A 20,990-nucleotide genomic window follows, 5' to 3' on the forward strand; every position below is an offset into this window, starting at 1 on the left:
CAGGAGCTGTCGCGCCACTCCAACGACCTCTCCCGCGAGGTCGCAGACTTCCTCCAGGGCGTGAAGGCCGCTTAAGGCACCACCCGCCGATTGACGGAAAGCAGAAGGACCCGGCAATGGTGAGCCGGATCTTTTTCTTTGCCGCCACGCTGAAACAAGCGCCCGTTGAGCGCTTTACTAGTCATGGCGGGTCGAGATCCAAACCTGGAAGTACCCGTCACGGACAATGGATCGGCATGACGCTCTGAGTGGGTTCTTCACGGACGCCGATCTCGCAGCCTGATGAGCCGGGCACCCGCCTCGGCCTGAACGGATGGAGGCTCGCATCGCGATCTCGCCTGGGCTGAAAGCTCCCTCCACGATCATGCGTTGAGCGTCGAGGCATTCTTCGGCCCGACATCACTGGAAGATTTGACCGGGTTGACCCGGATAAACGTCGATGACGTGTGACCTCGAGTCACCGCGGGCCCCTTTCTCACACGGAGGGGCCCGTTTTGCGTGGGCAGGCTTGGAAAACACGAAAGGCGCCCAAAGGCGCCTTGTCGATGAATTTCCTTCGTGAAGGAAATGGAGCGGGCGAAGGGATTCGAACCCTCGACCCCAACCTTGGCAAGGTTGTGCTCTACCCCTGAGCTACACCCGCACGCTCCCTCTCAGATTCAACAGGAATGGTGGAGCCAGGCGGGATCGAACCGCCGACCTCTTGCATGCCATGCAAGCGCTCTCCCAGCTGAGCTATGGCCCCCTACCCTTCCTTCCCCACCGCCGGCGAATGCCAAGAATGGGGATGGTGCCGCAAGAGGGATTCGAACCCCCGACCCCCTCATTACGAATGAGGTGCTCTACCAGCTGAGCTATTGCGGCATCGCAAATATTGCGATCCGAGAGGCCGCCCTCTTACCCCCTCGCCCGCCGCTTGGCAAGGGCAGGCAGGGAGGGAAAGGCCCTACCAGACCGAAAAAACGCTGCGGCGGGGGGCCGCCTCCTCCTTCGGCTTCGGCACGTCCGGAGGTGTGGCCGGGAAGACCACGGGCTCCCGCGGCGGTGGCGGTGGCGGCGGTTCTGCCTGCACGGGTTCGGCAGAGTTCAGGGCCGCTTTCAGCTCGCTCTTCAGAACGTCGTGTTCCGGCTCGGGAGCCGGCTCCTGCGCGGATACGATCTCGGAGACGGGCTGGGGTTCCGGCGTCGGCGCTGGCGCCGGCATGACCGGCAGCGGCTTCGGCTCCTCGTCGAGATCGGCCGTCACATCGTCGTGCAGGGTGAGTTCGGGGGCGACCAGCACGTCGGGCGGCGCCTGCCACACGAAGGCGTCGAGGCGACCGGTGACCGGCGAGATCGGCAGCCAGTGATCGGAGACGATCCCGTCGGCGATCCAGGCCGGGTCCCGCGGCGCGCGGGTGGCGCGGGCAAGCCATTCGCGGCCCTTGCCGGTGGAGCCGTGCTCCGCCTGCTCCAGGTCGGACATGAGAAGGCACACGCGCATGCTCGGCCGCTCCTGCAGCAGGGGCTCCAGGGCATCCCGGGCGCGGGCGAACTCGCGCGCTTCGAGGGCCGCGCGGGCTACCGCCAGCCGCCCCTCCGGCGCGCCGCCGGAGAGCTTCATGAGGGTTTCGGCCCGCTTGAGGCGGTCGAGGCCGGAATCGCCCGGGCGCAGGTTGAGATAGACGTCCGCCAGATCCGGGTGGGGCAGGCTGCGCCAGGCGGTCTCGATCACCTTGGCGGCCTTGCGCAGATCGCCCTTGCGCGACAGCAGGCGGCCGGCCAGGGCCGCGGCCGGCACGAGGTCGGGCGCGAGCTTCAGCCCGTCCTGGGCGCTCCTGAGCGCTCCGTCGGGATCGTGATCCACCCGCTCCAGGGCATCCGCCGTGAGCAGCACGGCCCGGTGGCGCTTGGCCGTGGCCTTGTTCAGGAGGCCGAGCGACGCGCGCCGCTCGACCGCCTCCAAGGCCCCGCGCCAGTCGTGATCGGCGCAGCGCGCCTCGAGGACTGCGTCGCTCGCCCAGGCGGCGGCCGGAGCCAGTCGGACCGCCTCGGAGGCGTATTGCTGGGCGGAGCCCGCATCGCCCCGGCGACGGGCCTCGACGAACAGGCCGCGCAGGCCGAGCACGCGGGTCTCGTCCTCCTCCATCATCTGGCCGAAGGCGGCCTCCGCCGCCTCGCGGTTTCCGGAGACCTGGGCCGCCTGGGCCTTGAGCAGGAGTGTCAGGGGCTCACGGCCCAGAAGCCGCTCGGCCTCGTTGGCATAGCGGCGGGCCGCGATGGTGTCGCCCGCGCCCACGGCCACCATGCCGCGGGAAACCGCCTGATAGCCCCGGGAGCGCCGACGGGCCCTTGAGGCGAAGGTCAGGCGGGAGGGCAGATGCAGAAGGCCGGAGACCAGGGACCAGAGCAGCGCCAGGAAGAGCGCGAGGCCCGCCAGCGCGATGGCGGCGACCGCCACCGACATCTGGATCTCGTAGCCCGCGAAGGTGATCAGAACCGTGCCCGGCCGTTCCGCGAGCCAGACGGCGCCGAAGGCCGCGACGCAGAGAAGACCGATGAAGACGAGAGCGCGCCACATGCTGGGCTGATCCTTTTCTTACTGCGTCGTACGGTTGAGGGTGGCGAGGGCGTCGGCGCTGATGGCTTGCGCCGCCTGATGGGCCCCGGCGACAGCCTTGGCCTGCCGGCCCCATTCCTCGGACACCTGTCGTGCCGGCTCCGGCAGGGAATCCCAGGCGGCGGCGGCCTCGACCACTTCGCCGCGCTCCAGGGCCTGCCGGATACGGCCCACTTGAGCAGGAACGCCGCTTCCGCCGGGTTCGTTCACCGGCCTGACCGTCACCACCTTGTCGGCCATGCGCAGGAGCCGGTCGGACCAGCCCTCGGCCGGGCCGCGGCTCTCGCGCAGGATCGCGGTCTCCACCGGGTCGAAGCGCTGCGCCAACGCGGCCGCCGTCGGGGCGCCCTCCTGGGCGAAAGGCTCGAGCGGCGCCACGCGGGCAGGATCCGCACCGGCCTTTTTCACGCCCTCGAGGACCTCCGCATAGGGCGTGCCGTTCTGCAGCGCGTCGTTCAGGCGCCCGGCCAGGACGACGCGCGTTCCGGTCTGGCTCGCCTCCTCGACGGCCTTCGTGTTCTCGGTCGCCTGCCGGGACAGGGCGGCAAGGCGCTGTTCCTGCTCGCCGAGGCGCTGATCGATGGTGCCGAACCGATTGTTGACGTCCGCCAACTGGCGGTCGAGTTCGCCGAGGCGCCGATCCATGTCGGACAAGCGCTGCTCCCGCTCGCCGAAGCGGCGATCGAGGTCAGCAATCCGGCTATCGAGCTCCTGCGTAGCGTTCGCCGCATTCGTGGCGGTCTGGGCATTCGTCCGCACCTGCTCTTCGAGCGCCCCGAGGCGGTTGGAGAGATCCGACAGGGCCGCTTCATTCTCGGTCGAGGCTTGAGTCGACTCGGGCAGCGGACGGTTCAGCGCCTCCTGCGCCTGGCCGGCCGCCTGCTGGGCCGTGTCCTGGATCGCCTGGAGCCGCTGGTCGAGTTCGCTCCTGGCGGTCTCGAGCGCCTGGAGGCGTCCGTCCAGGGCCTGGGTGTCGCCCTGCGGCTGGTCTCCGGGGGCTGCCGGCTGCTGGCGCAGGGCATTCACCTGCTGCTCGAGCCGGGCAATGCGGGGATCCTCCTGGGCGGGCGGTTCTCCCTGCCAGGTCTGCAGCCCGTAGACGAGGCCTGCGCCGACGAGACCGCCGAGCAGGCTCGACCCGATGAGGGCCCCGGCGGAGCTGCGCCGCTCGGGAGCGGGCGGCGGAGGCGTGGAATCCGCGCGCGGGTCCGATGTGGAAGAATCCCGGGAGGAGTTGCTGCTCGAACTGGTATCCCGCCCGGCCGGGTCGTTGATGAAGCCCTCGGAGGGCAGCGTATCGGTGCCCGCGCCCGAATCGAGGCTGGCTTCCGGGGACGCCACCACCTCCTCGGCCGGGGGTTCGCTGCCGCTGGCGATGGTCTCGTCCCGCTGCCCGCCGGGCAGGCTGTCCGCCGCGGCGGTCGTCTCCTGGGCGCGAAGCTCCTCGCCGGCGGCGTCCGGCCCCATGGTCTCTTGACCAACAGTCGCCTGACCGACCGTATCCTGGGCGGCAGGCTCGGGATCGGCCTGGACGGTGCCGTCGTCGATCACGGTCGCCTTCAGGTCGATGGTGGCCGGCTCGCGCGAGGATTTCTTGCGGGAGGATTTCGAGCGTCTGGGATCAGATGAATCGGTCACGGGTCACTCTTGCAGGGTCGCCAGGAAAAGATCTCCCTGGGGCGCGGTCTTCAAAAGGGCAGTGTGCTAGGCAATTGAGGCAAGCTTGGGCGCTGAGGTTTCGTTCCCTCAACAGCCGGTGATCGTCCAAGAACGGCAGGCCCATGGGACCATGATCCTCTCCTTATGACAAAGATCCCCTGGGGGATCGTATCCGAAGCGTCGGCGAAGGTCATGAGACCCGGTCGAGAAGCCGGAGCAGGGCCTCCTCCGACGGATCCTCCGCCACGAGGGTCGCGGCGCCGGCCGATGTCAGGGGTGCGGCCACGTCGGCCGACAGGCAGAGATGGAGAAGCCCTAAGAGGCTCGATGCCAGCCCGGCCTCCCCTGCCAGCCGGATGACGAGATCCGCGCTCCTTCGGGAATAATGGAGCGCGGCGCCGATTTGGCCAGAGCGCAGGGCTTCGGCGGCGCGGTCCGGCAGCGTACCGACCGCTTCGGCTTCGTAAGCCTCCCATTGCAGGAGGTTGAACCCGGCGGCCTTCAGGGAGGCGGCCGGCTCCTCCTTGTGATGGCGCGCCGTCACATGAAGCAGCGTCAGGCCGGACGGCAGCGTGCCGCGAATCAGCCGCGCCAGGGACACCGCATCGCCCTCCGCCACCGTGACGTTGGCAAAGCCAGCCGCGCGCACCGGTTCGGCCGTGCGCTCGCCGACGGCGAAGACGGGTTTGGTCCGGTCCAGGCCCGCCAGGGCCGCCTCCGCATGGGCGCTGGTGACGATCAGGGCGTCGTAGGGCTCCGACGGCATCGGATCGCCCGTGGGCACGATCCGGGTCACGGGCGCAAGCCACGCCTCGTGGCCGCGGGCGGCGAGCTTTTCCGCCGTGCGTGCCTCATCCACGGCCGAGCGGGTGACGAGGACCCGCATCAGGCCTTCAGGAAGTCGGGCGGCATGCGCGCGCGCAGCTCGCTGCCGGCGTCGCGCCCGAGGGCCACCGCGTCGCCCAGTGAGCCGCGGCGCAGGGCTTCCAGGCTCTCCGACCCGTCGGGGCGCAGCACGAGGCCGCGGAATTCGAGTTCGCCGCCGACGAGCCGCGCGTGCCCGGCGATGGGCGTGCGGCAGGAGCCGTCGAGGATGGTGAGGAAGGCCCGCTCGGCCGCGAGCGCCTGACCGGTCGGCGCATCGAGAATGGGCTGAAGCACTTCCCGCACCCGCTCGTCCTCGGCCCGGATCGCGACGGCGATGGCGCCCTGCCCGACGGCGGGCAGGAAGTCGTCCGTCTCCAGCATCGTGGTCACGTGGTCGGTGAGCCCGAGGCGGCGCAGGCCCGCCATGGCGAGCAGGGTCGCATCGACCTCGCCGCGCTCGAGCTTGGCGAGCCGCGTCTGCACGTTGCCGCGAAGCAACGTGACCTGGAGGTCCGGCCGCAGGCGCCGGATCTGCGCCTGCCGCCGCAGCGACGCGGAACCCACCACGGCGCCCTGCGGCAGATCCGCGATGCTCTTGTAGCGGTGGCTGATGAAGGCGTCGCGCACGTCCTCGCGGGGCAGGAAGCCGGCGATCACGATGCCCTCCGGCAGGGTCGTCGGCAGGTCCTTGGCGGAGTGGACCGCGAGATCGATGGAGCCTTCGAGCAGCGCGATGTCGAGCTCCTTGGTGAAGAGCCCCTTGCCGCCGGCCTCCGACAGGGGCCGGTCCTGGATGGCGTCGCCCGTGGTCTTGATGATCGACAGGGGCAGGTGCTCCACGGTCCAGCCATGGGCGGCGACCAGCCTGTCTTGCGTCTCGTGGGCCTGGGCGAGCGCCAGGGGGCTGCCTCGCGTACCGATGACCAGGGTGGGGGAAGAGGCCATTCCGGTTCTGCTCTCCTGAAGAATGATTTCGGCGTTTGATCTTGTGCGGCGCGGCGGACTATAGGGGGAGGAGCGCCGGGCCGGAAGTCCGGACAACACCTTAAATCGAGCAGCCAACGATCATGCGCATTCTAGGCATCGAGACCACCTGCGACGAGACCGCGGCCGCCGTCGTGGGCGTCGGCTTCGACGGACGGGGCGAGATCCTCTCCAACGAGGTGCTGAGCCAGATCGCCGAGCACGCCCGCTATGGCGGCGTGGTGCCGGAGATCGCGGCGCGCGCCCATGTGGAGGTGATCGACCGGCTCGTGGCCCGCGCCCTGAAGAACGCGAACTGCTCCGTGAAGGACATCGACGGCATCGCGGTGGCGGCCGGACCCGGCCTCATCGGCGGCGTTCTGGTGGGGCTGACCACGGCGAAAGCCATCGCGCTCGTGACCCGCAAACCCCTGATGGCGGTGAACCATCTCGAGGCCCACGCGCTCACCGCGCGGCTCACCGACGGCATCGGCTTTCCGTACCTGCTGCTGCTCGCCTCCGGCGGCCACACGCAACTCGTGGCGGTGCGCGGCGTCGGCGATTACGTGCGCATCGGCACCACCATCGACGACGCCATCGGCGAAGCCTTCGACAAGGTCGCCAAGATGCTCGGCCTGCCCTATCCCGGCGGCCCGCATGTGGAGAGCGAGGCGGCACGAGGAAACCCGGAGCGCTTCGCCTTCCCGCGCCCGATGCAGGGCCGGGCGGAGCCGAACTTCTCCCTCTCCGGCCTCAAGACGGCCGTGCGGATCGAGGCGGAGAAGATCGCGCCGCTCACCGCCAGCGACATCGCCGATCTGTGTGCGAGCTTCCAGGCCGCCATCGTGGACGTGGTGGTGGACCGCACCCGCGTGGGCCTGCGCGCCTTCCGCGAGATCGCCGGCCATCCGGCGGCCCTCGTGGTGGCGGGCGGCGTCGCGGCCAACCAGGGCATGCGCCAGGGCCTGCAGCGGCTCGCGGTGGAAGCCGGCCTCAAGCTCGTGGCGCCGCCCGTGCACCTGTGCGGTGACAACGGCGCGATGATCGCCTGGGCGGGTCTCGAGCGCATGCGCCTCGGCCTCATCGACGACATCGGCGCCCCGGCCCGCGCCCGCTGGCCCCTCGACACCAGCCGCGACGAGGCGGGAGCGAAGGCCTGATGGCATCGCAACCGATCGGCATCGCCGGGGCCGGAGCCTGGGGCACGGCACTCGCCAACGCGGCCGCCGCTGCAGACAACGATGTGGTGCTCTGGATGCGCTCGCCCGAGCAGGCTCAGGAATTGGCGGCGACGCGCAGCAACGAGCGCTGCCTGCCAGGCGTGACGCTGCACGACCGCATCCGCCCCACCGCCGATCTGAACGAACTCGCCGCATGTCGCGCCGTGCTTCTCGTCACGCCTGCACAGACCACCCGGGAGGTGACGGCGGCGCTCGCCCGTGTGCTGCCTTCCGCAACCCCGCTGCTGCTCTGCGCCAAGGGCATCGAGCGCGGCAGCGGGGCGTTTCTCTGCGACGTGGTCGAGGAGGTGCGCCCCGGCGCCCCTGTGGCCGTGCTGTCAGGCCCCAGTTTCGCCCACGACGTGGCGCGCGGCCTGCCCACTGCGGTGACGCTGGCCTGCCGCGATGCGGCTCTGGCCGAGGCGCTGGCCAATGCCCTCTCCGGCCCGGCCCTTCGCGTCTATCATCGCGGCGACGTGCGCGGGGTCGAGATCGGCGGCGCAGCCAAGAACGTGCTGGCCATCGCCTGCGGAGCGGTAGCGGGCAAGGGCCTCGGCGAGAGCGCCAAGGCGGCGCTGATCGCCCGCGGCTTCGCCGAGCTCCTGCGCTTTGCCCGCGCCTATGGCGGTGAGCCCGAGACCCTGATGGGATTGTCAGGCCTGGGCGACCTCGTGCTGACCTGCTCCACGGCGCAATCGCGCAACTTCGCCTTCGGCCAGCGCCTCGGCCAGGGAATGAGCGTCGCGGAGGCCTCGGGCGGCAAGCTGGTCGAAGGCGCAACGACCGCGAGCGCTCTCGTGGCGCTGGCGCGGGCAAAAAACATCGACATGCCGATTGCCGAGGCCGTCGAGCAGGTCCTGTCCGGCGCATGGACCCTCGAACAGGCGGTCGATGCGCTCATGAACCGTCCGATCAAGTCCGAGCATTGAAGCATGATCCGGAAAAGTGGATACCGGTTTTCCGATAAGATCATGCGTCATTTCTAAAGAGTAACTGAGAATGGCCCACTGGCTCTACAAGTCCGAACCCTCCGTCTGGTCCTGGGATCAGCAAGTCGCGGAAGGCGCGAAAGGCACGCACTGGAACGGCGTGCGCAATCACGTCGCCAAGCAGAACCTGATGGCCATGAGGATCGGCGAGCAGGGCTTCTTCTACCATTCCAACGAGGGCAAGGCGGTGGTGGGCATCGTCGAGGTGATCCGGGAATACTATCCCGACCACACCGACGAGACGGGCAAGTTCGGCATGGTGGACATCAAGGCCGTGAAGGCCTTCCCGAAACCCGTGACCCTCGACGACATCAAGAAGGAACCCGGCCTCGAGAAGATGATTCTGGTCAACAATTCCCGCCTCTCGGTACAGCCGGTGACGGACGAGGAATGGACCATCGTGTGCCGGATGGGCGGGCTGTAACGATCCCCACAGTATCGCCCGGAAGCGCGATCCGGGACCGTCAGATGCCGGGGCGCGTTTGGATGCACGGAAGGCTGTCCGCGAAACCCGACAGGGTACCCCTCTGTCGGTAGCGCGCTTTGACCGCACTCGGCCTTCCTGTTTTAAGTCAAAGTCTCAGTAGAAGTTCGGGCGCGCCATAGCACATGGCGCGCGACTCGCAATGGTCGTGCAGCACGCTATTGCAAGCGTAGCGTTCTCAAAGTGCGACTGCCAATTGATAGCGCTCGCAACATCTTTGGCGAACGACCTGCATTCTGTAACAACACCGTTTTTTGCTGTTTGCGTTGCGTTGATCATCTTTGTAGATGCCGCATCCTGCAAGGCGGCGACCTGAGTTTCAACACACATTGTCATGACATCAGACATGGAGAAGAACCATGGCATTCATTCCTGGTACTTCCGGCAACGACACCCTGACCGGCGCCGATGAGGCCGATATCATCCTGGGCGGGCCCGGCAACGACTCGATCATTGGCGGCGCAGGGACCGACTTCCTGTCCGGCGGCCAAGGCAACGACACCATCAACACCGGCCAAGGCGACGATGTTGTGCTCGGCGGCCCTGGCGATGACACCATCGGAGGCATGGCCGGCAGGGATGTCGTTCTGGCCGGCGCAGGCAACGACTTCATCGCCTGGAACGACCCGACCGGGGATCTCGTCTTCGGCGGAGGCGGCAACGACACCATTCTCGGCGGCGATGTGGCGGCCGATACTATCCGGGGCAGCGCCGGGGACGATCTCATCCGGGCTTTTGCCACCTCGCCCACGGCCGGCACTGCTGCGGACCTGCTGCACGGCAATGCCGGCAACGATACGGTGATCGGCGGCAATGCTGCAGACACGATCGAAGGCGGAGCCGGCAATGATTTCCTGATTGGCAATGATGGGGCCGATGCATTCGTCTTCCGGGTGTCAGGCGGGGAGCCTGACGACGATGAAACCGGCGGCGACAGCGATGGTGGAACAGGCGTCGATCTGATCGTGGACTTCGACCCGACCGAGGATGTGGTCCAGTTGTCCGGTTTCGCGGCAGGCTTCAATGCACTCGAGGCCCTGAGTGCCGCCGCCGGCGGCACGACTCTGGATCTCGGGAACGGAAACAGCGTCCTGTTCGTCGGGCGCACGGTCGCCGAGTTCGGCGCTGAGGATTTCCTGATCCTGTGAACCGGGAACCTTGAGCAAAGTCGCCTCGAAAAGCGTGAGGCGTGGGAGTGAGGGAAGCCTGAACCTGAACTCCCGCGCCTGATGGAGCCTCCGCCCGGGACGGCCATGCTGCACTGCACCCCAAAAGTAGCAAAGACCAAAGTCCGATCCCGGCCCCGCTTGCCCGACCCCTCTCTCTTTCCGTAAATCTAGCGCTAAATTCATCAGGCCAGCGTCTGGGAGAAGCGCCATGGAAGAGAAGATCTACGATGTGCCGTCCGAGTGGACCCACCGCGCCTATCTGGACGACGCGGGCTACCGGGCCAAGTACGAGGCTTCGGTCAGGGACCCGGAGGGCTTCTGGGCCGAGGAAGCCAAGCGCATCGACTGGTTCAAGCAGCCGACCCGGATCAAGAATACGAACTTCGGCCCCGGCGACGTGTCGATCAAATGGTTCGAGGACGGGGTCACCAACGTGGCCTATAACTGCGTCGACCGCCATCTCCACACCCGCGGCGACCAGGTTGCCATCATCTGGGAAGGCGACGACCCCTCCGAGTCGAAAAAGATCACCTACCGCGAGCTTTCCGCGGAGGTGAACCGCATGGCCAACATCATGCGCAACCGCGGCGTCGCCAAGGGCGACCGCGTGACGATCTACATGCCGATGATCCCGGAAGCGGCTTACGCGATGCTCGCCTGCGCGCGGCTCGGCGCCATCCACTCCGTGGTGTTCGGCGGCTTCTCGCCCGATTCGCTGGCGAGCCGCATCCAGGACGCCAAATCCGCCTTCATCGTCACGGCCGACGAGGGCCTGCGCGGCGGCCGCAAGGTGCCCCTGAAGGTGAACGTGGACGCGGCGCTTGAGCGCGTCGGCCCCGGCGTGGTCGACCACGTGCTGGTGGTGCGCCGCACGGGCTCCGCCGTCAACATGGTGCCGGGCCGCGACGTCTATTACGACGAGGCGGCAGCCCAGGTCACCGACGAGTGCCCCTACGAGGAGATGAACGCGGAGGACCCGCTGTTCATCCTCTACACCTCAGGCTCCACCGGCACCCCGAAGGGCGTGCTGCACACCACGGGCGGCTATCTCGTCCACGCGGCGATGACGCACCAATACGTGTTCGACTATCACGACGGCGACATCTACTGGTGCACCGCCGACGTGGGCTGGGTGACGGGCCACTCCTACATCCTCTACGGGCCGCTCGCGAACGGCGCCACCACGCTGATGTTCGAGGGCGTGCCCACCTATCCGTCGATCTCCCGCTTCTGGGAGGTGATCGACAAGCACGGGGTCAACATCTTCTACACCGCGCCCACGGCCATCCGGTCGCTCATGCAGGCCGGCGAGGAGCCGGTGAAGACAACCTCGCGCCAATCGCTGCGCCTGCTCGGCTCCGTGGGCGAGCCGATCAACCCGGAAGCCTGGGAATGGTATCACCGGGTGGTGGGCGACAGCCGCTGCCCCATCGTCGACACCTGGTGGCAGACCGAGACCGGCGGCATCCTGATCACGCCGCTGCCCGGCGCCACCAAGCTGAAGCCCGGCTCGGCCACCCGTCCGTTCTTCGGCGTGCAGCCGCAGGTGGTGGACGCGGAGGGCAAGGTGCTGGAGGGCGCGGCCGAGGGCAATCTCGTGATCGCCGATTCCTGGCCGGGCCAGATGCGCACGGTCTACGGCGACCACGAGCGCTTTGTGCAGACCTACTTCTCCACCTATCCGGGCAAGTATTTCACCGGTGACGGCTGCCGCCGCGATGCGGACGGCTATTACTGGATCACCGGCCGCGTGGACGACGTGATCAACGTGTCCGGCCACCGCATGGGCACGGCGGAGGTGGAATCCGCCCTCGTCGCCCATCCGAAGGTGTCGGAAGCAGCGGTCGTCGGCTATCCGCACGACATCAAGGGCCAGGGCATCTACGCCTACGTGACCCTGATGGCGGGCGAACAGCCGTCGGAGGAACTGCGCAAGGAGCTGGTGGCCTGGGTGCGCAAGGAAATCGGCCCCATCGCGTCGCCCGACCTGATCCAGTTCGCGCCCGGCCTGCCCAAGACGCGCTCTGGAAAAATCATGCGCCGCATCCTGCGCAAGATCGCCGAGGACGAGTTCGGCTCGCTGGGCGACACCTCGACGCTCGCCGACCCGACTGTGGTCGACGACCTGATCACCAACCGCCAGAACAAGCGCACGCAGGCGGCTTGAGCTGTCAGTCGCGTCATCCCGGACGCCGCAGGCGATCCGGGATCGCCTTCCGAATTCTCCTCGTCATGGCCGGGCTCGTCCCGGCCATCCCCGTCTTGGCGTCGCTTCGTCTCCCTCCGGCCTCATCCTGAGGAGGCGCGTCAGCGCCGTCTCGAAGGAGGGTCCAGTGGGTACTGGATGATCCTTCGAGACGCAGACTACGTCTGCTCCTCAGGATGAGGGCTTAGAGTTTCAATCGTCTCAAAGACGTGGATCCCCGGAACAAGTCCGGGGATGACGTGGAAGGGTGTCATTCCCGGCCGGAGCGCAGCGAAGGGGAAGGGAATCCACGGCGCCGAGCTTGATCGTGGGGTCCCCTTCCCTCGCTCCGCTCGCCGGGGATGACAGCGGTGCTGTTTTCGCCATCCTAGGAACCGTAGCCTTATCTTTCGCGTCTCACCCTCACTGATGTTTCAGGAGGGTTCGACCCATGAGCATGCGTATCGCCTTCGCCGCCATCCTGGGCCTCGCCGTCACGGCGACGACCGCATCGGCCCGGGAGGTCGTGCCGTTCCAGGCTGGCGTGTCGCCCGGCACCATTGTGATCAAGACGGCGGAGCGGCGGCTCTATTACGTGCGCGGCGACGGCACGGCCCTGCGCTACCGCGTGGCGGTGGGCAAGCCCGGCAAGCAATGGTTCGGCGAGGCGCGGATCGACGGCAAGTATGTCCGCCCCGCCTGGTCGCCGCCGGCAGAGGTCAAGCGCGACAACCCGCGGCTGCCCGACGTGATCCCCGGCGGCGCGCCCAACAACCCCATGGGCGCACGGGCGCTGACCCTCAACCTCGACGAATACGCCATCCACGGCACCAACCGCCCGAGTTCCATCGGAACTTATGCGTCCTACGGCTGCATCCGCATGCTCAACGAGGACATCGTGCACCTCTACGACCAGGTGAATGTGGGCACGCGGGTGGTGGTGGTTCCGTAGGGAGCCGTCATTGCTGGCCCTGTGCTGCGGTGTCATTCCCGGCCGGAGCGTAGCGGAGGGGAAGGGAATCCACTCACAGGCTCAGTGCCATAGATCCCCTTCCCTCGCTACGCTCGCCGGGGATGACAGCGGAGGATTCTTCTCAAGCGTACAAATCCGCCCGGCTCGGCGGCAAACCCGACGGGCCGCGCGTGCGCTTGGAGGCCAGGGTCTGGTTGACGCCGATGACGCCGCGGGCGAAGCCCAGCGACACGCCGGCGAGGTAGAGCAGCCAGGCGCGGGTGGTCTCGGGGCCGACCTCGGCCTCCGCTTCCGCCCGGCGGGCGCTCAGGTTCTCCCACCAGAGCCGCGTGGTGCGCTGGTAGTGCTCGCGCCAGGCCTCCACGTCGTGCACCTCGAAGCCGAAGCGTTCGAGATTGGCCACCGACATGCCGAGATGATCGAGCTCCGCACCGGGAAAGATGTAGCGCATGATCGCCTTCGCCTCGGGCCGCAGGCGGCCGAAGGCTCTGTCCGTGCGCTTCGCCCGCCGGGCGATGGTGTGATGCAGGTAGAGCCCGCGGGGTTTCAGCAGCCCGTGGACGGCCTGGAAATAGGCCGCGTGGTTGGCGATGCCCACATGCTCGAACATGCCGATGGAGGAGATCTTGTCGAACTCGCCCTCCACCTGCGTGAAGTCCTTGAGCACCACCTCGACCCGGTCCTGCAGGCTTAAGCTGGCGATCTTCTCCCGGGCCAGCGCCGCCTGCTCCTCGGCGAGCGTCACGCCGGTGGCCTTCACGCCGTAATGCTGCGCCGCATGGCAGATGAGCGCCCCCCAGCCGCAGCCGATGTCGAGCAGGCGCTCACCCGGTTTGAGTCGCAGCTTGCGGCAGATCATGTCGAGCTTGTCCTGTTGCGCGTGGGCGAGATCGTCGTGCCAGTCGGGCTGGAAGTACGCGCAGGTATAGACCATCTCCGGATCGAGGAAGAGCCGGTAGAAGGCGTTCGACACGTCGTAGTGGTGGGCGATGTTGGCCTTGTTCGTGGACGGCTTGCCGTCGCGGGCGCCGGCGCCCTCCGTTCTGCGCTCGAGCGGACGCGGCATGGAGGCGGGCGCGCGCAGGAAATGGTAGGCGGTTTTCAGCGCCTTGCTCTTGCTCACCGCCCTCAGGCGGCGCCCGATCTTCTGCGGGCGCTGGTCGGCGAGGTCGAAGAGGGTGCCGTTCTTCAGGTCGAGCAGCCCCGCCACATGGGCGTTGAGCACGGTATCGAGCTTGGGACGGCGGACCAGGGCGGCGATCACGCTCTCGCGCCGGATCACCAGGCGCATGGCGTAGGACGGCAGGTCGGCCGGGATCGTCGAGCCGTCCCACAGCTCGAAGCCGAACTGCAGGTCGAGCGCCCGATGGACGTCGGCCAGGAGATCCCGGAACATCTCAAGCCGTGCCGTCTCGCTCGCCCCGATCATGAGCTTCTCCCCCGGGCCAAAGTAGCGGGAGGCTACGGACGTAACAACCTTCCCGTTGTCTGAAGATTGAATTGTCGACCGTTCTTTAGTCCGCCAGATCCGCCAGGTGCCGGAGCTTTTCGGGATTGCGGACGATATAGACTCCGACGATGCGGCCGTCCTCGATGTCGAGCGCGGTGGTCTGCACCATGCCGTCCTGTTCGAGAGTGACGAAGCCCGGCAAGCCGTTGATCAATCCCTTGTAGAGGACAGGCGGCAACCGGCCTCCGCCCTTGCGCGCCACGCCCAGGAACAGGCCGGCGACTCTGCGAATACCGAAGAGCGGATTGAGGGCCGCGTTCCGGATGCCGCCGCCATCGGTCTGGGCCACGACGTTCTCCGCCAGAAGATGGCGCAGAGCCGTCAGGTCGCCGCTGCGCGAGGCGGCGAAGAAGGCGTCGGTCATCCGCTCGCCCTCCTCCCGGTCGATGGCATAGCGCGGCCGCTCCGCCCGCACGTTCCTGCGGGCTCGCGCCGCAAGCTGGCGGCAGGCGGCAGGATCCCGGTCGAGGGTCGCGGCGATCTCGTCGAAGCCGAGACCGAACACGTCGTGGAGGAGAAAGGCCGCGCGCTCCAGGGGCGAGAGCCGCTCCAGCGCCATCATCAGGGTCAGCGACAGGTCCTCGGCCCTATCTTCGTCGCCCGCTTCCAGAACCGGCTCGGGCAGCCAGGGGCCGATATAGGTCTCGCGCTTGACCCTGGCCGATTTCAGAATGTCGAGGCACAGGCGCGTGACGGTCTTGGACAGGAAGGCGCCCGGCTCGCGGATCAGGGTGCGGTCCGTCTGGTGCCAGCGGATATAGGCCTCCTGCACCACGTCCTCGGCCTCCGCGATGGAGCCGAGCATCCGGTAGGCCAGGCGGACCAGCCCCGGCCTGAGGGGCTGGAACCGGTCCGCGGCGTCACCGTCAGGCGGCAGCACGGCCAGCCTCGACCGGGTGGACCGACCGGAAGCCGATGGCCAGCCGGTTCCAGGCGTTGATCGCGCCGATGAGCAGGGTCAGGTTGACCTGCTCGGCGGGCGTGAAGTGCCGGCTCAGCGCCTCGTAATCCTCATCCGGAGCATGGGTTTCGGCCACGAGCGTCAGGGCTTCGGTCCAGGCCAGCGCCGCCCGCTCACGGTCGCTGTAGAGGGGCGATTCCCGCCAGGCGCTGAGGAGATAGAGCCGCTCCTCGGTCTCGCCGTTGGCGCGGGCATCCTTGGTGTGCATGTGGATGCAATAGGCGCAACCGTTGATCTGCGAGGCGCGGGTCTTCACCAGCTCGATGAGCGTAAGCTCCAGGCCGCTGTTCTTCAGGGTCTTTTCCAGCTCGATCATCGGCTTCAGGGAGCTGGGGGCGACTTCGTAGGGAATCAACCGGGCTTTCATCGTCTTAGGTCCTCATTGTCGTGTTGCTGACGATGCTAAGACGAGACGGGACAGCCGGATGTGACATGAGACCCGAAGATTTTTTAAAAGTCGCTCGCCAGCCCCTTCACTTCCCAATCCTCGTAGCGGACCGGCTCGAGGCCGCCGCGGCCCTGAAGCTCCTTCTCCCGGGCGATCTCGGCCGCGCGGGCATCGATCTCCAGGCGGCGCTGAGCCGCCTCCTCGAGCGCCCGCTGGGCCGCGGGGGTGAGGGTCTTGCCGGGGGCGGCGCCCTCGACGGGGCGGTCTGGAGGGGTGTTGTCGTTTGTGCTCATAATCTGCCTTCCGCCAGATCTCTCGCCCTCTTGGGACAGAGCTGGACCGTTCCCACATAGGAATCGGAGAATGGGTATCGTGTTGACCACGAGGTGGAGACCCCGATGAACACCGTCAAGACCGGAATGCTGCTCGCGGGCCTCATGGCCCTGTTCGGCGTCGTCGGCTATTTCCTCGGCGGCGGCACCGGCATGATGATCGCGCTGGGCTTCGGCCTTGCCACCAACCTCTTCGCCTACTGGAACTCGGACCGGCTGGCGCTCGCCGCCCATCATGCGGTCGAGGTGGACGAGCGCACCGCGCCCGAGCTCGTGCAGATGGTGCGCGATCTCAGCCAGCGTGCCGAGCTTCCCATGCCGCGGGTCTATCTCATCGACAACCCGCAGCCCAATGCCTTCGCCACCGGGCGCAACCCCGAGAACGCCGCGGTCGCCGCCACCACGGGCCTGCTGCACATGCTCTCCCGCGACGAGATCGCCGGCGTGATGGCGCATGAGCTCGCCCACATCAAGAACCGCGACACGCTGATCATGACCGTGAGCGCGACGGTCGCCGGCGCCATCGCGACGCTGGCGCAGTTCGGCTTCCTGTTCGGCGGGCGCGGCGGTGAGCGGCCGAACCCCATCGTGATGCTCGGCACCGCGCTTCTGGCGCCGATTGCCGCCATGATCATCCAGATGGCGATCAGCCGCTCGCGGGAATACGACGCCGACCGGATGGGCGCCGCGATCTCCGGCCAGCCCCTGGCGCTCGCCTCGGCGCTGGCCCGCATCGCCGGCGGCGTGGCGCATATTCCGAACCCCGATGCGGAGCGCCGCCCGGCCACCGCCTCGCTCTTCATCATCAACCCGCTGTCGGGCCAGGGCGTGGACAACCTGTTCTCGACCCATCCCGCGACCGAAAACCGGATTGCGGCGCTCCACGCTTTGGCGCAGGAGATGGGCTCCACGCCGCAAAGCGGCTTCTTCGCACAGAGTTCATCGGGCCCATGGGGTTCCATTGGAGGCTCGACCGGCACCCGCCGCGGGCCCTGGGGATAAGTTTTTGAGTCAGTCGGACGAACAATCGGGCCTCGGCCCCCGCCGCCTCGCCTGGATGGCCGTGACGGAGACCATGAAGCGGCGCGTGCCGCTCGACGACGTGATGGAGGAGCTGGCGCGCGCCGAAAAACTCTCCTCTCGCGACGAGGCGCTGGCGCGGGCCATCGCCATCGTGACCTTCCGGCGCCTCGGCACCCTGGGGCGCGCCTTGAGCGAGCGGCTCAACAAGCCGCCCAAGGACGAGCGCCTGATGCACCTGCTCGCCACCGGGGCCGCGCAGATCCTGTTTCTCGACGTGCCGGACCATGCGGTCGTCGACAGCGCCGTGCAGCTGGCGCAGAACGACCCCAAGCTCCATCACGCGGGCGGCTTCATCAACGCCGTCCTGCGCCGCGTCGCCCGCGAGCGCGAGCAGATCCTGGCCGAGAGCGATCCCTGGCTCGACACGCCCACTTGGCTGGAGGAGCGCTGGATCGCGCAATATGGCGAGCCGCTCGCCCAGACGATCGCCGAGGCGCACCGCTCCATGGCCTCCGTCGACCTGACGGTGAAGGCTGATCCCGAATCCTGGGCCGAGCGCCTCGGCGGCGTTCTCCTGCCCACCGGCAGCATTCGCCTGCGGGAACGCACCGCCATCCGTGAACTTCCAGGCTTCGAGGAGGGCGAGTGGTGGGTGCAGGACGCCGCCGCTGCCCTGCCGGCGCGCCTGCTCAGCCCGAAGCCCGGCGAGCGCATCGCCGATCTCTGCGCCGCCCCCGGCGGCAAGACCGCTCAGATCGCTGCCGCCGGGGCCGAGGTGCTGGCGGTCGACCGCTCGGCCAAGCGCCTCCAGCGGCTGGAGGAAAACCTCGCCCGCCTGAACCTAAAGGCCGAGACCCGCGCCATCGATGCGGAAAAGCTCGAGGCCGAACCCTTCGACGCCATCCTGCTCGATGCCCCGTGTTCCGCCACCGGCACCATCCGCCGCCACCCGGACGTGGCCTGGACAAAAACCGAGGAGGACATCCGCAAGCTCGCAGGGCTCCAGGGCCGGCTGCTCGACAAGGCCGCGAGCCTGCTGAAGCCCGGCGGGCGGCTCGTCTATTGCACCTGTTCGCTGGAGGCCGAGGAAGGCGAGCGGCAGGCGGAAAGCTTCCTCACCCGTCATCCCGAATTCACCCGCATGCCCGTCACGCCGGACGAGATCGGCGGCTGGGGCGACTGCATCACGCCGGAAGGGGACCTGCGGACCCTGCCGAGCCAGATGGCGCTCGCCGAGCACGACCGCAGCGGACTCGACGGCTTCTTTGTCGCACGGTTTGTTCACAAAGGATCGTGAAGGTAGTGAATCGTCTCTTACCGGTTGTTAACCGGTCAGCAGGAACTCCTCTCTTAAGTTGACGATGATTTGGAGTGCCTAACAAACCCCTCATCCTGAGGAGCCTGCGCAGCAGGCGTCTCGAAGGAGGGTCCAGAACGTACTGGAGACGCCTCGTCCTTCGAGACGGATTGCTCCGCAATCCTCCTCAGGATGAGGCTCAGGTGGTTTGTGAGCGGCTCTCGAGCGAACAAGAGGAGCGCCACGGGTGGATTTCGGGCCGGATCGCTGGCGTTTGTACAGGCTTAGCCTTCGTGAGGCAGGCCGCGCCACGCGTGAAAGCATGGTCTGGAGCCTGTCCCGGCTCTCCAGCGCCCCCGTGCCCACGCGGCTGCTCTTCGCGCCCCAGGATCTGCGCACCGCCGATCCCACCATCGCGACCGACATCTATTCCGGATTCTTCGCCTTTTCGGGGCGCGCCATCACCACCGGCGGGCGCTCGCCCTTCGCGTTTCCGCCCCCGAGCCGCGCCTGGGGCGAGGCGCTCTACGGTTTCGGCTGGCTGCGCCACCTGCGCGCCGCCGGCACCGCGCTCGCCCAGGCCAATGCCCGCTCCCTGGTGGACGAGTTCGTCACCTCGAAGCTCGGCGACAAAAGGATCGCCTGCAGCACGGAGATCGCCGCGCGCCGGCTCATGTCCTTCATCAGCCAGTCGCCGCTGATCCTGGAGGGCGCCGACCACGCCTTCTACCAGCGCTTCCTGAAGATCATCGGCCAGCATGTGCGCATCCTGGAGCGCCAGATCCGCGCCGGCGCCCTGCCCTATCAGCAGCTCATGGCGGCCATCGCCCTCTCCTATGCGGGCCTGTGCTGCGAAGGCCTCGACCGCTCCTTGCGCCGCGCGAGCCGCCTGCTCGCCCGCGAGCTCGACCGGCAGATCCTTGCCGACGGGGGACACGCGAGCCGCAACCCGCGCATCGTCGTCGAGCTGCTGTTCGACCTGCTCCCCCTGCGCCAGATGTTCGCCAGCCGCGAGGTCGACACGCCGGAGGCGCTGCTGCGTTCCGTCGACCGCATGCTGCCGATGGTGCGCCTGTTCCGGCATGGGGACGGCACGCTCTCCCATTTCAACGGCATGGGCGTGACGGCGGCCGATCATCTCGCGACGCTGCTCACCTATGACGACATGCGCAGCCAGCCTATCCACCACGCGCCGCTGTCCGGCTATGAGCGGCTGGAGGCCGGGCGCACGCTGCTGGTGGCCGATGTGGGCGCGCCGCCGCCGCGGCCCCTGTCCCAGGAGGCGGCGGCCGGCTGCCTGTCGTTCGAGTTCTCCAGCGCCGCGCAGCGCATCGTGGTCAATTGCGGCATGCCGCAGATCGCCACCGATCCGATCATCCAGGCCTCGCGCTCGACGGCGGCGCATTCCACCGCCTCCATCAACGACGTCTCGTCGTGCCAGATCGTCGACAAGAAGGGCACATGGCTGCAGCGCCGGGTGTCGGCTTGGCTCCTGCGCCGGGTCGGCCCCGTCATCCTCAGCGGCCCCGAGCGGGTGGCGGCCGAGCGCAGCGAGCGCGAGCACGCGCAGATTCTCTCCGCCAGCCACGACGGCTACAAGGCGCGCTTCGGCTTCACCCACGAGCGCCGCTGGCAGCTCGCGCCCAAGGGCAACGTGCTCGAAGGCGAGGACAGTTTCTGGAGTGCGGGCGGCCAGAGCGGCCCGTCCGGCACGGCGCAGGCCATCATCCGCTTCCACCTTGCGCCCGGCATCAAGGCGAGCCGCGCGCAGGGCGGCCGCGTGGTCATGCTGGTGCTGCCCAACCGCGAGGCCTGGCAGTTCTCGGCCCTCCCCGTCGAGGCGGAGATCGAGGACAGCGTCTTTCTCGCCACCGCCGACGGCATGCGCCGCACGGAGCAGATCGTGCTGACGGTCCGCCCGAGCGAGACCCCGACGATCCGCTGGCGCTTCGAGCGCCTGGCCCGCACCTTCGAGCCGAACCAGCCGCAGGAGCAGGCGGAGCTGATTTGAGAGCGGGCTGCCATTCGATCAAAGAGGCTCGGGGAAATCCAAGCTCCCTGAGCCTTCGATTGTTCAGGGCGGCGGATTCATCATCCACCATTCGTCGACTCGGGCTTCGGGCTCGCGCCACAGGCCGACGTCACGCAGCGCGTGATCGTTGAGATGATCCAATCTCTGCAAGGCCCGCCGCTCGCTGAAGCGCTTCCACGATGCGAGAATTCCCGCTGTCCACGACACAGCATGCGCGATGGTGCGAATGGCCGGGTAGAAACGGGACTTGCGTTTCGGCGAAGGGAAATATGTGTTCATGCCTGCTCTCCACAATCGACATGAGGAGAGCAGAGAACGTCAGGACCCTACCCGCCTCGG

18 protein-coding genes and 3 tRNA genes are annotated in these 20,990 nt (G+C 67.8%); 9 read left to right on the forward strand and 12 right to left on the reverse strand.

The features are described from left to right. Positions 1 to 568 precede the first annotated feature (568 nt). From JAO75_RS14060 to hemC, 7 genes are all read right to left on the reverse strand, one after another. Positions 569 to 643, reverse strand: a tRNA-Gly gene (locus JAO75_RS14060). A gap of 26 nt (positions 644 to 669) precedes the next feature. Further along, positions 670 to 745 (reverse strand) — tRNA-Ala (locus JAO75_RS14065). Positions 746 to 788: 43 nt separating this feature from the next. After that, a tRNA-Thr gene (locus JAO75_RS14070) sits at positions 789 to 864 on the reverse strand. Between the two features lie 82 nt (positions 865 to 946). Further along, positions 947 to 2,560, reverse strand: a complete 1,614-nt coding sequence (locus JAO75_RS14075) for a heme biosynthesis HemY N-terminal domain-containing protein (RefSeq protein ID WP_199049772.1) — start codon at positions 2,558 to 2,560, stop codon at positions 947 to 949. Between the two features lie 18 nt (positions 2,561 to 2,578). Next, the gene (locus JAO75_RS14080) at positions 2,579 to 4,237 is read right to left on the reverse strand and encodes a COG4223 family protein (protein ID WP_199049773.1); all 1,659 of its coding nucleotides are present in this window, start codon (positions 4,235 to 4,237) and stop codon (positions 2,579 to 2,581) included. 211 nt (positions 4,238 to 4,448) lie between these two features. Further along, positions 4,449 to 5,144, reverse strand: coding sequence for a uroporphyrinogen-III synthase (locus JAO75_RS14085; RefSeq protein WP_199049774.1), 696 nt, complete (start codon positions 5,142 to 5,144; stop codon positions 4,449 to 4,451). Further along, positions 5,144 to 6,070, reverse strand: a complete 927-nt coding sequence (hemC, locus tag JAO75_RS14090; protein WP_199049775.1) for a hydroxymethylbilane synthase — start codon at positions 6,068 to 6,070, stop codon at positions 5,144 to 5,146. Before hemC ends, JAO75_RS14085 begins: the two co-directional genes overlap by 1 nt. Positions 6,071 to 6,192: 122 nt before the next feature. Here hemC and tsaD point away from each other — a divergent pair, with 122 nt between their 5' ends. From tsaD to JAO75_RS14120, 6 genes are all read left to right on the forward strand, one after another. Next, positions 6,193 to 7,248: a tRNA (adenosine(37)-N6)-threonylcarbamoyltransferase complex transferase subunit TsaD gene (tsaD, locus tag JAO75_RS14095; protein ID WP_199049776.1), complete on the forward strand. Its 1,056-nt coding sequence runs from the start codon at positions 6,193 to 6,195 to the stop codon at positions 7,246 to 7,248. Continuing rightward, positions 7,248 to 8,237, forward strand: coding sequence for an NAD(P)H-dependent glycerol-3-phosphate dehydrogenase (locus tag JAO75_RS14100; RefSeq protein WP_199049777.1), 990 nt, complete (start codon positions 7,248 to 7,250; stop codon positions 8,235 to 8,237). Before tsaD ends, JAO75_RS14100 begins: the two co-directional genes overlap by 1 nt. A gap of 70 nt (positions 8,238 to 8,307) precedes the next feature. Next, positions 8,308 to 8,721 (forward strand): EVE domain-containing protein, encoded by a 414-nt coding sequence (locus JAO75_RS14105; RefSeq protein WP_199049778.1) that lies wholly within the window; start codon positions 8,308 to 8,310, stop codon positions 8,719 to 8,721. A gap of 419 nt (positions 8,722 to 9,140) precedes the next feature. After that, complete coding sequence (locus JAO75_RS14110) at positions 9,141 to 9,929, forward strand: calcium-binding protein (protein ID WP_199049779.1); 789 nt, start codon at positions 9,141 to 9,143, stop codon at positions 9,927 to 9,929. Positions 9,930 to 10,158: 229 nt separating this feature from the next. Further along, positions 10,159 to 12,117, forward strand: coding sequence for an acetate--CoA ligase (acs, locus tag JAO75_RS14115; protein WP_199049780.1), 1,959 nt, complete (start codon positions 10,159 to 10,161; stop codon positions 12,115 to 12,117). Positions 12,118 to 12,586: 469 nt separating this feature from the next. Further along, the gene (locus tag JAO75_RS14120; protein WP_199049781.1) at positions 12,587 to 13,087 is read left to right on the forward strand and encodes a L,D-transpeptidase; all 501 of its coding nucleotides are present in this window, start codon (positions 12,587 to 12,589) and stop codon (positions 13,085 to 13,087) included. A gap of 142 nt (positions 13,088 to 13,229) precedes the next feature. On the opposite strand, the gene JAO75_RS14125 is transcribed toward JAO75_RS14120, so the two are convergent. From JAO75_RS14125 to JAO75_RS14140, 4 genes are all read right to left on the reverse strand, one after another. Beyond that, the gene (locus JAO75_RS14125; protein ID WP_199049782.1) at positions 13,230 to 14,537 is read right to left on the reverse strand and encodes a class I SAM-dependent methyltransferase; all 1,308 of its coding nucleotides are present in this window, start codon (positions 14,535 to 14,537) and stop codon (positions 13,230 to 13,232) included. A gap of 85 nt (positions 14,538 to 14,622) precedes the next feature. Further along, on the reverse strand, positions 14,623 to 15,498 hold the full coding sequence (locus JAO75_RS14130; RefSeq protein WP_199049783.1) for an RNA polymerase sigma factor SigJ: 876 nt from the start codon (positions 15,496 to 15,498) through the stop codon (positions 14,623 to 14,625). Next, positions 15,485 to 15,946, reverse strand: coding sequence for a carboxymuconolactone decarboxylase family protein (locus tag JAO75_RS14135; RefSeq protein ID WP_199049784.1), 462 nt, complete (start codon positions 15,944 to 15,946; stop codon positions 15,485 to 15,487). The genes JAO75_RS14130 and JAO75_RS14135 overlap by 14 nt, the downstream gene beginning before the upstream one ends. Positions 15,947 to 16,029: 83 nt before the next feature. Further along, on the reverse strand, positions 16,030 to 16,260 hold the full coding sequence (locus JAO75_RS14140; RefSeq protein ID WP_199049785.1) for a DUF1674 domain-containing protein: 231 nt from the start codon (positions 16,258 to 16,260) through the stop codon (positions 16,030 to 16,032). A gap of 105 nt (positions 16,261 to 16,365) precedes the next feature. Here JAO75_RS14140 and htpX point away from each other — a divergent pair, with 105 nt between their 5' ends. From htpX to JAO75_RS14155, 3 genes are all read left to right on the forward strand, one after another. Next, positions 16,366 to 17,301 carry a zinc metalloprotease HtpX gene (gene htpX / locus JAO75_RS14145; protein ID WP_199049786.1) on the forward strand — a complete coding sequence of 312 codons (936 nt, stop codon included), beginning with the start codon at positions 16,366 to 16,368 and terminating at the stop codon, positions 17,299 to 17,301. Positions 17,302 to 17,305: 4 nt separating this feature from the next. After that, positions 17,306 to 18,619, forward strand: coding sequence for a 16S rRNA (cytosine(967)-C(5))-methyltransferase RsmB (gene rsmB, locus JAO75_RS14150; RefSeq protein ID WP_281433518.1), 1,314 nt, complete (start codon positions 17,306 to 17,308; stop codon positions 18,617 to 18,619). 247 nt (positions 18,620 to 18,866) lie between these two features. Then, positions 18,867 to 20,630 (forward strand): heparinase II/III domain-containing protein, encoded by a 1,764-nt coding sequence (locus JAO75_RS14155; RefSeq protein ID WP_199049787.1) that lies wholly within the window; start codon positions 18,867 to 18,869, stop codon positions 20,628 to 20,630. A 63-nt stretch (positions 20,631 to 20,693) separates the two neighbouring features. Here the strand turns inward: JAO75_RS14155 and JAO75_RS14160 are convergent, their stop codons facing one another. Further along, complete coding sequence (locus JAO75_RS14160) at positions 20,694 to 20,930, reverse strand: hypothetical protein (RefSeq protein ID WP_199049788.1); 237 nt, start codon at positions 20,928 to 20,930, stop codon at positions 20,694 to 20,696. Positions 20,931 to 20,990: the final 60 nt, after the last annotated feature.

This window comes from Microvirga splendida (assembly GCF_016427565.1).
In the GTDB taxonomy this organism is placed as follows: Bacteria; Pseudomonadota; Alphaproteobacteria; order Rhizobiales; family Beijerinckiaceae; genus Microvirga; species Microvirga splendida.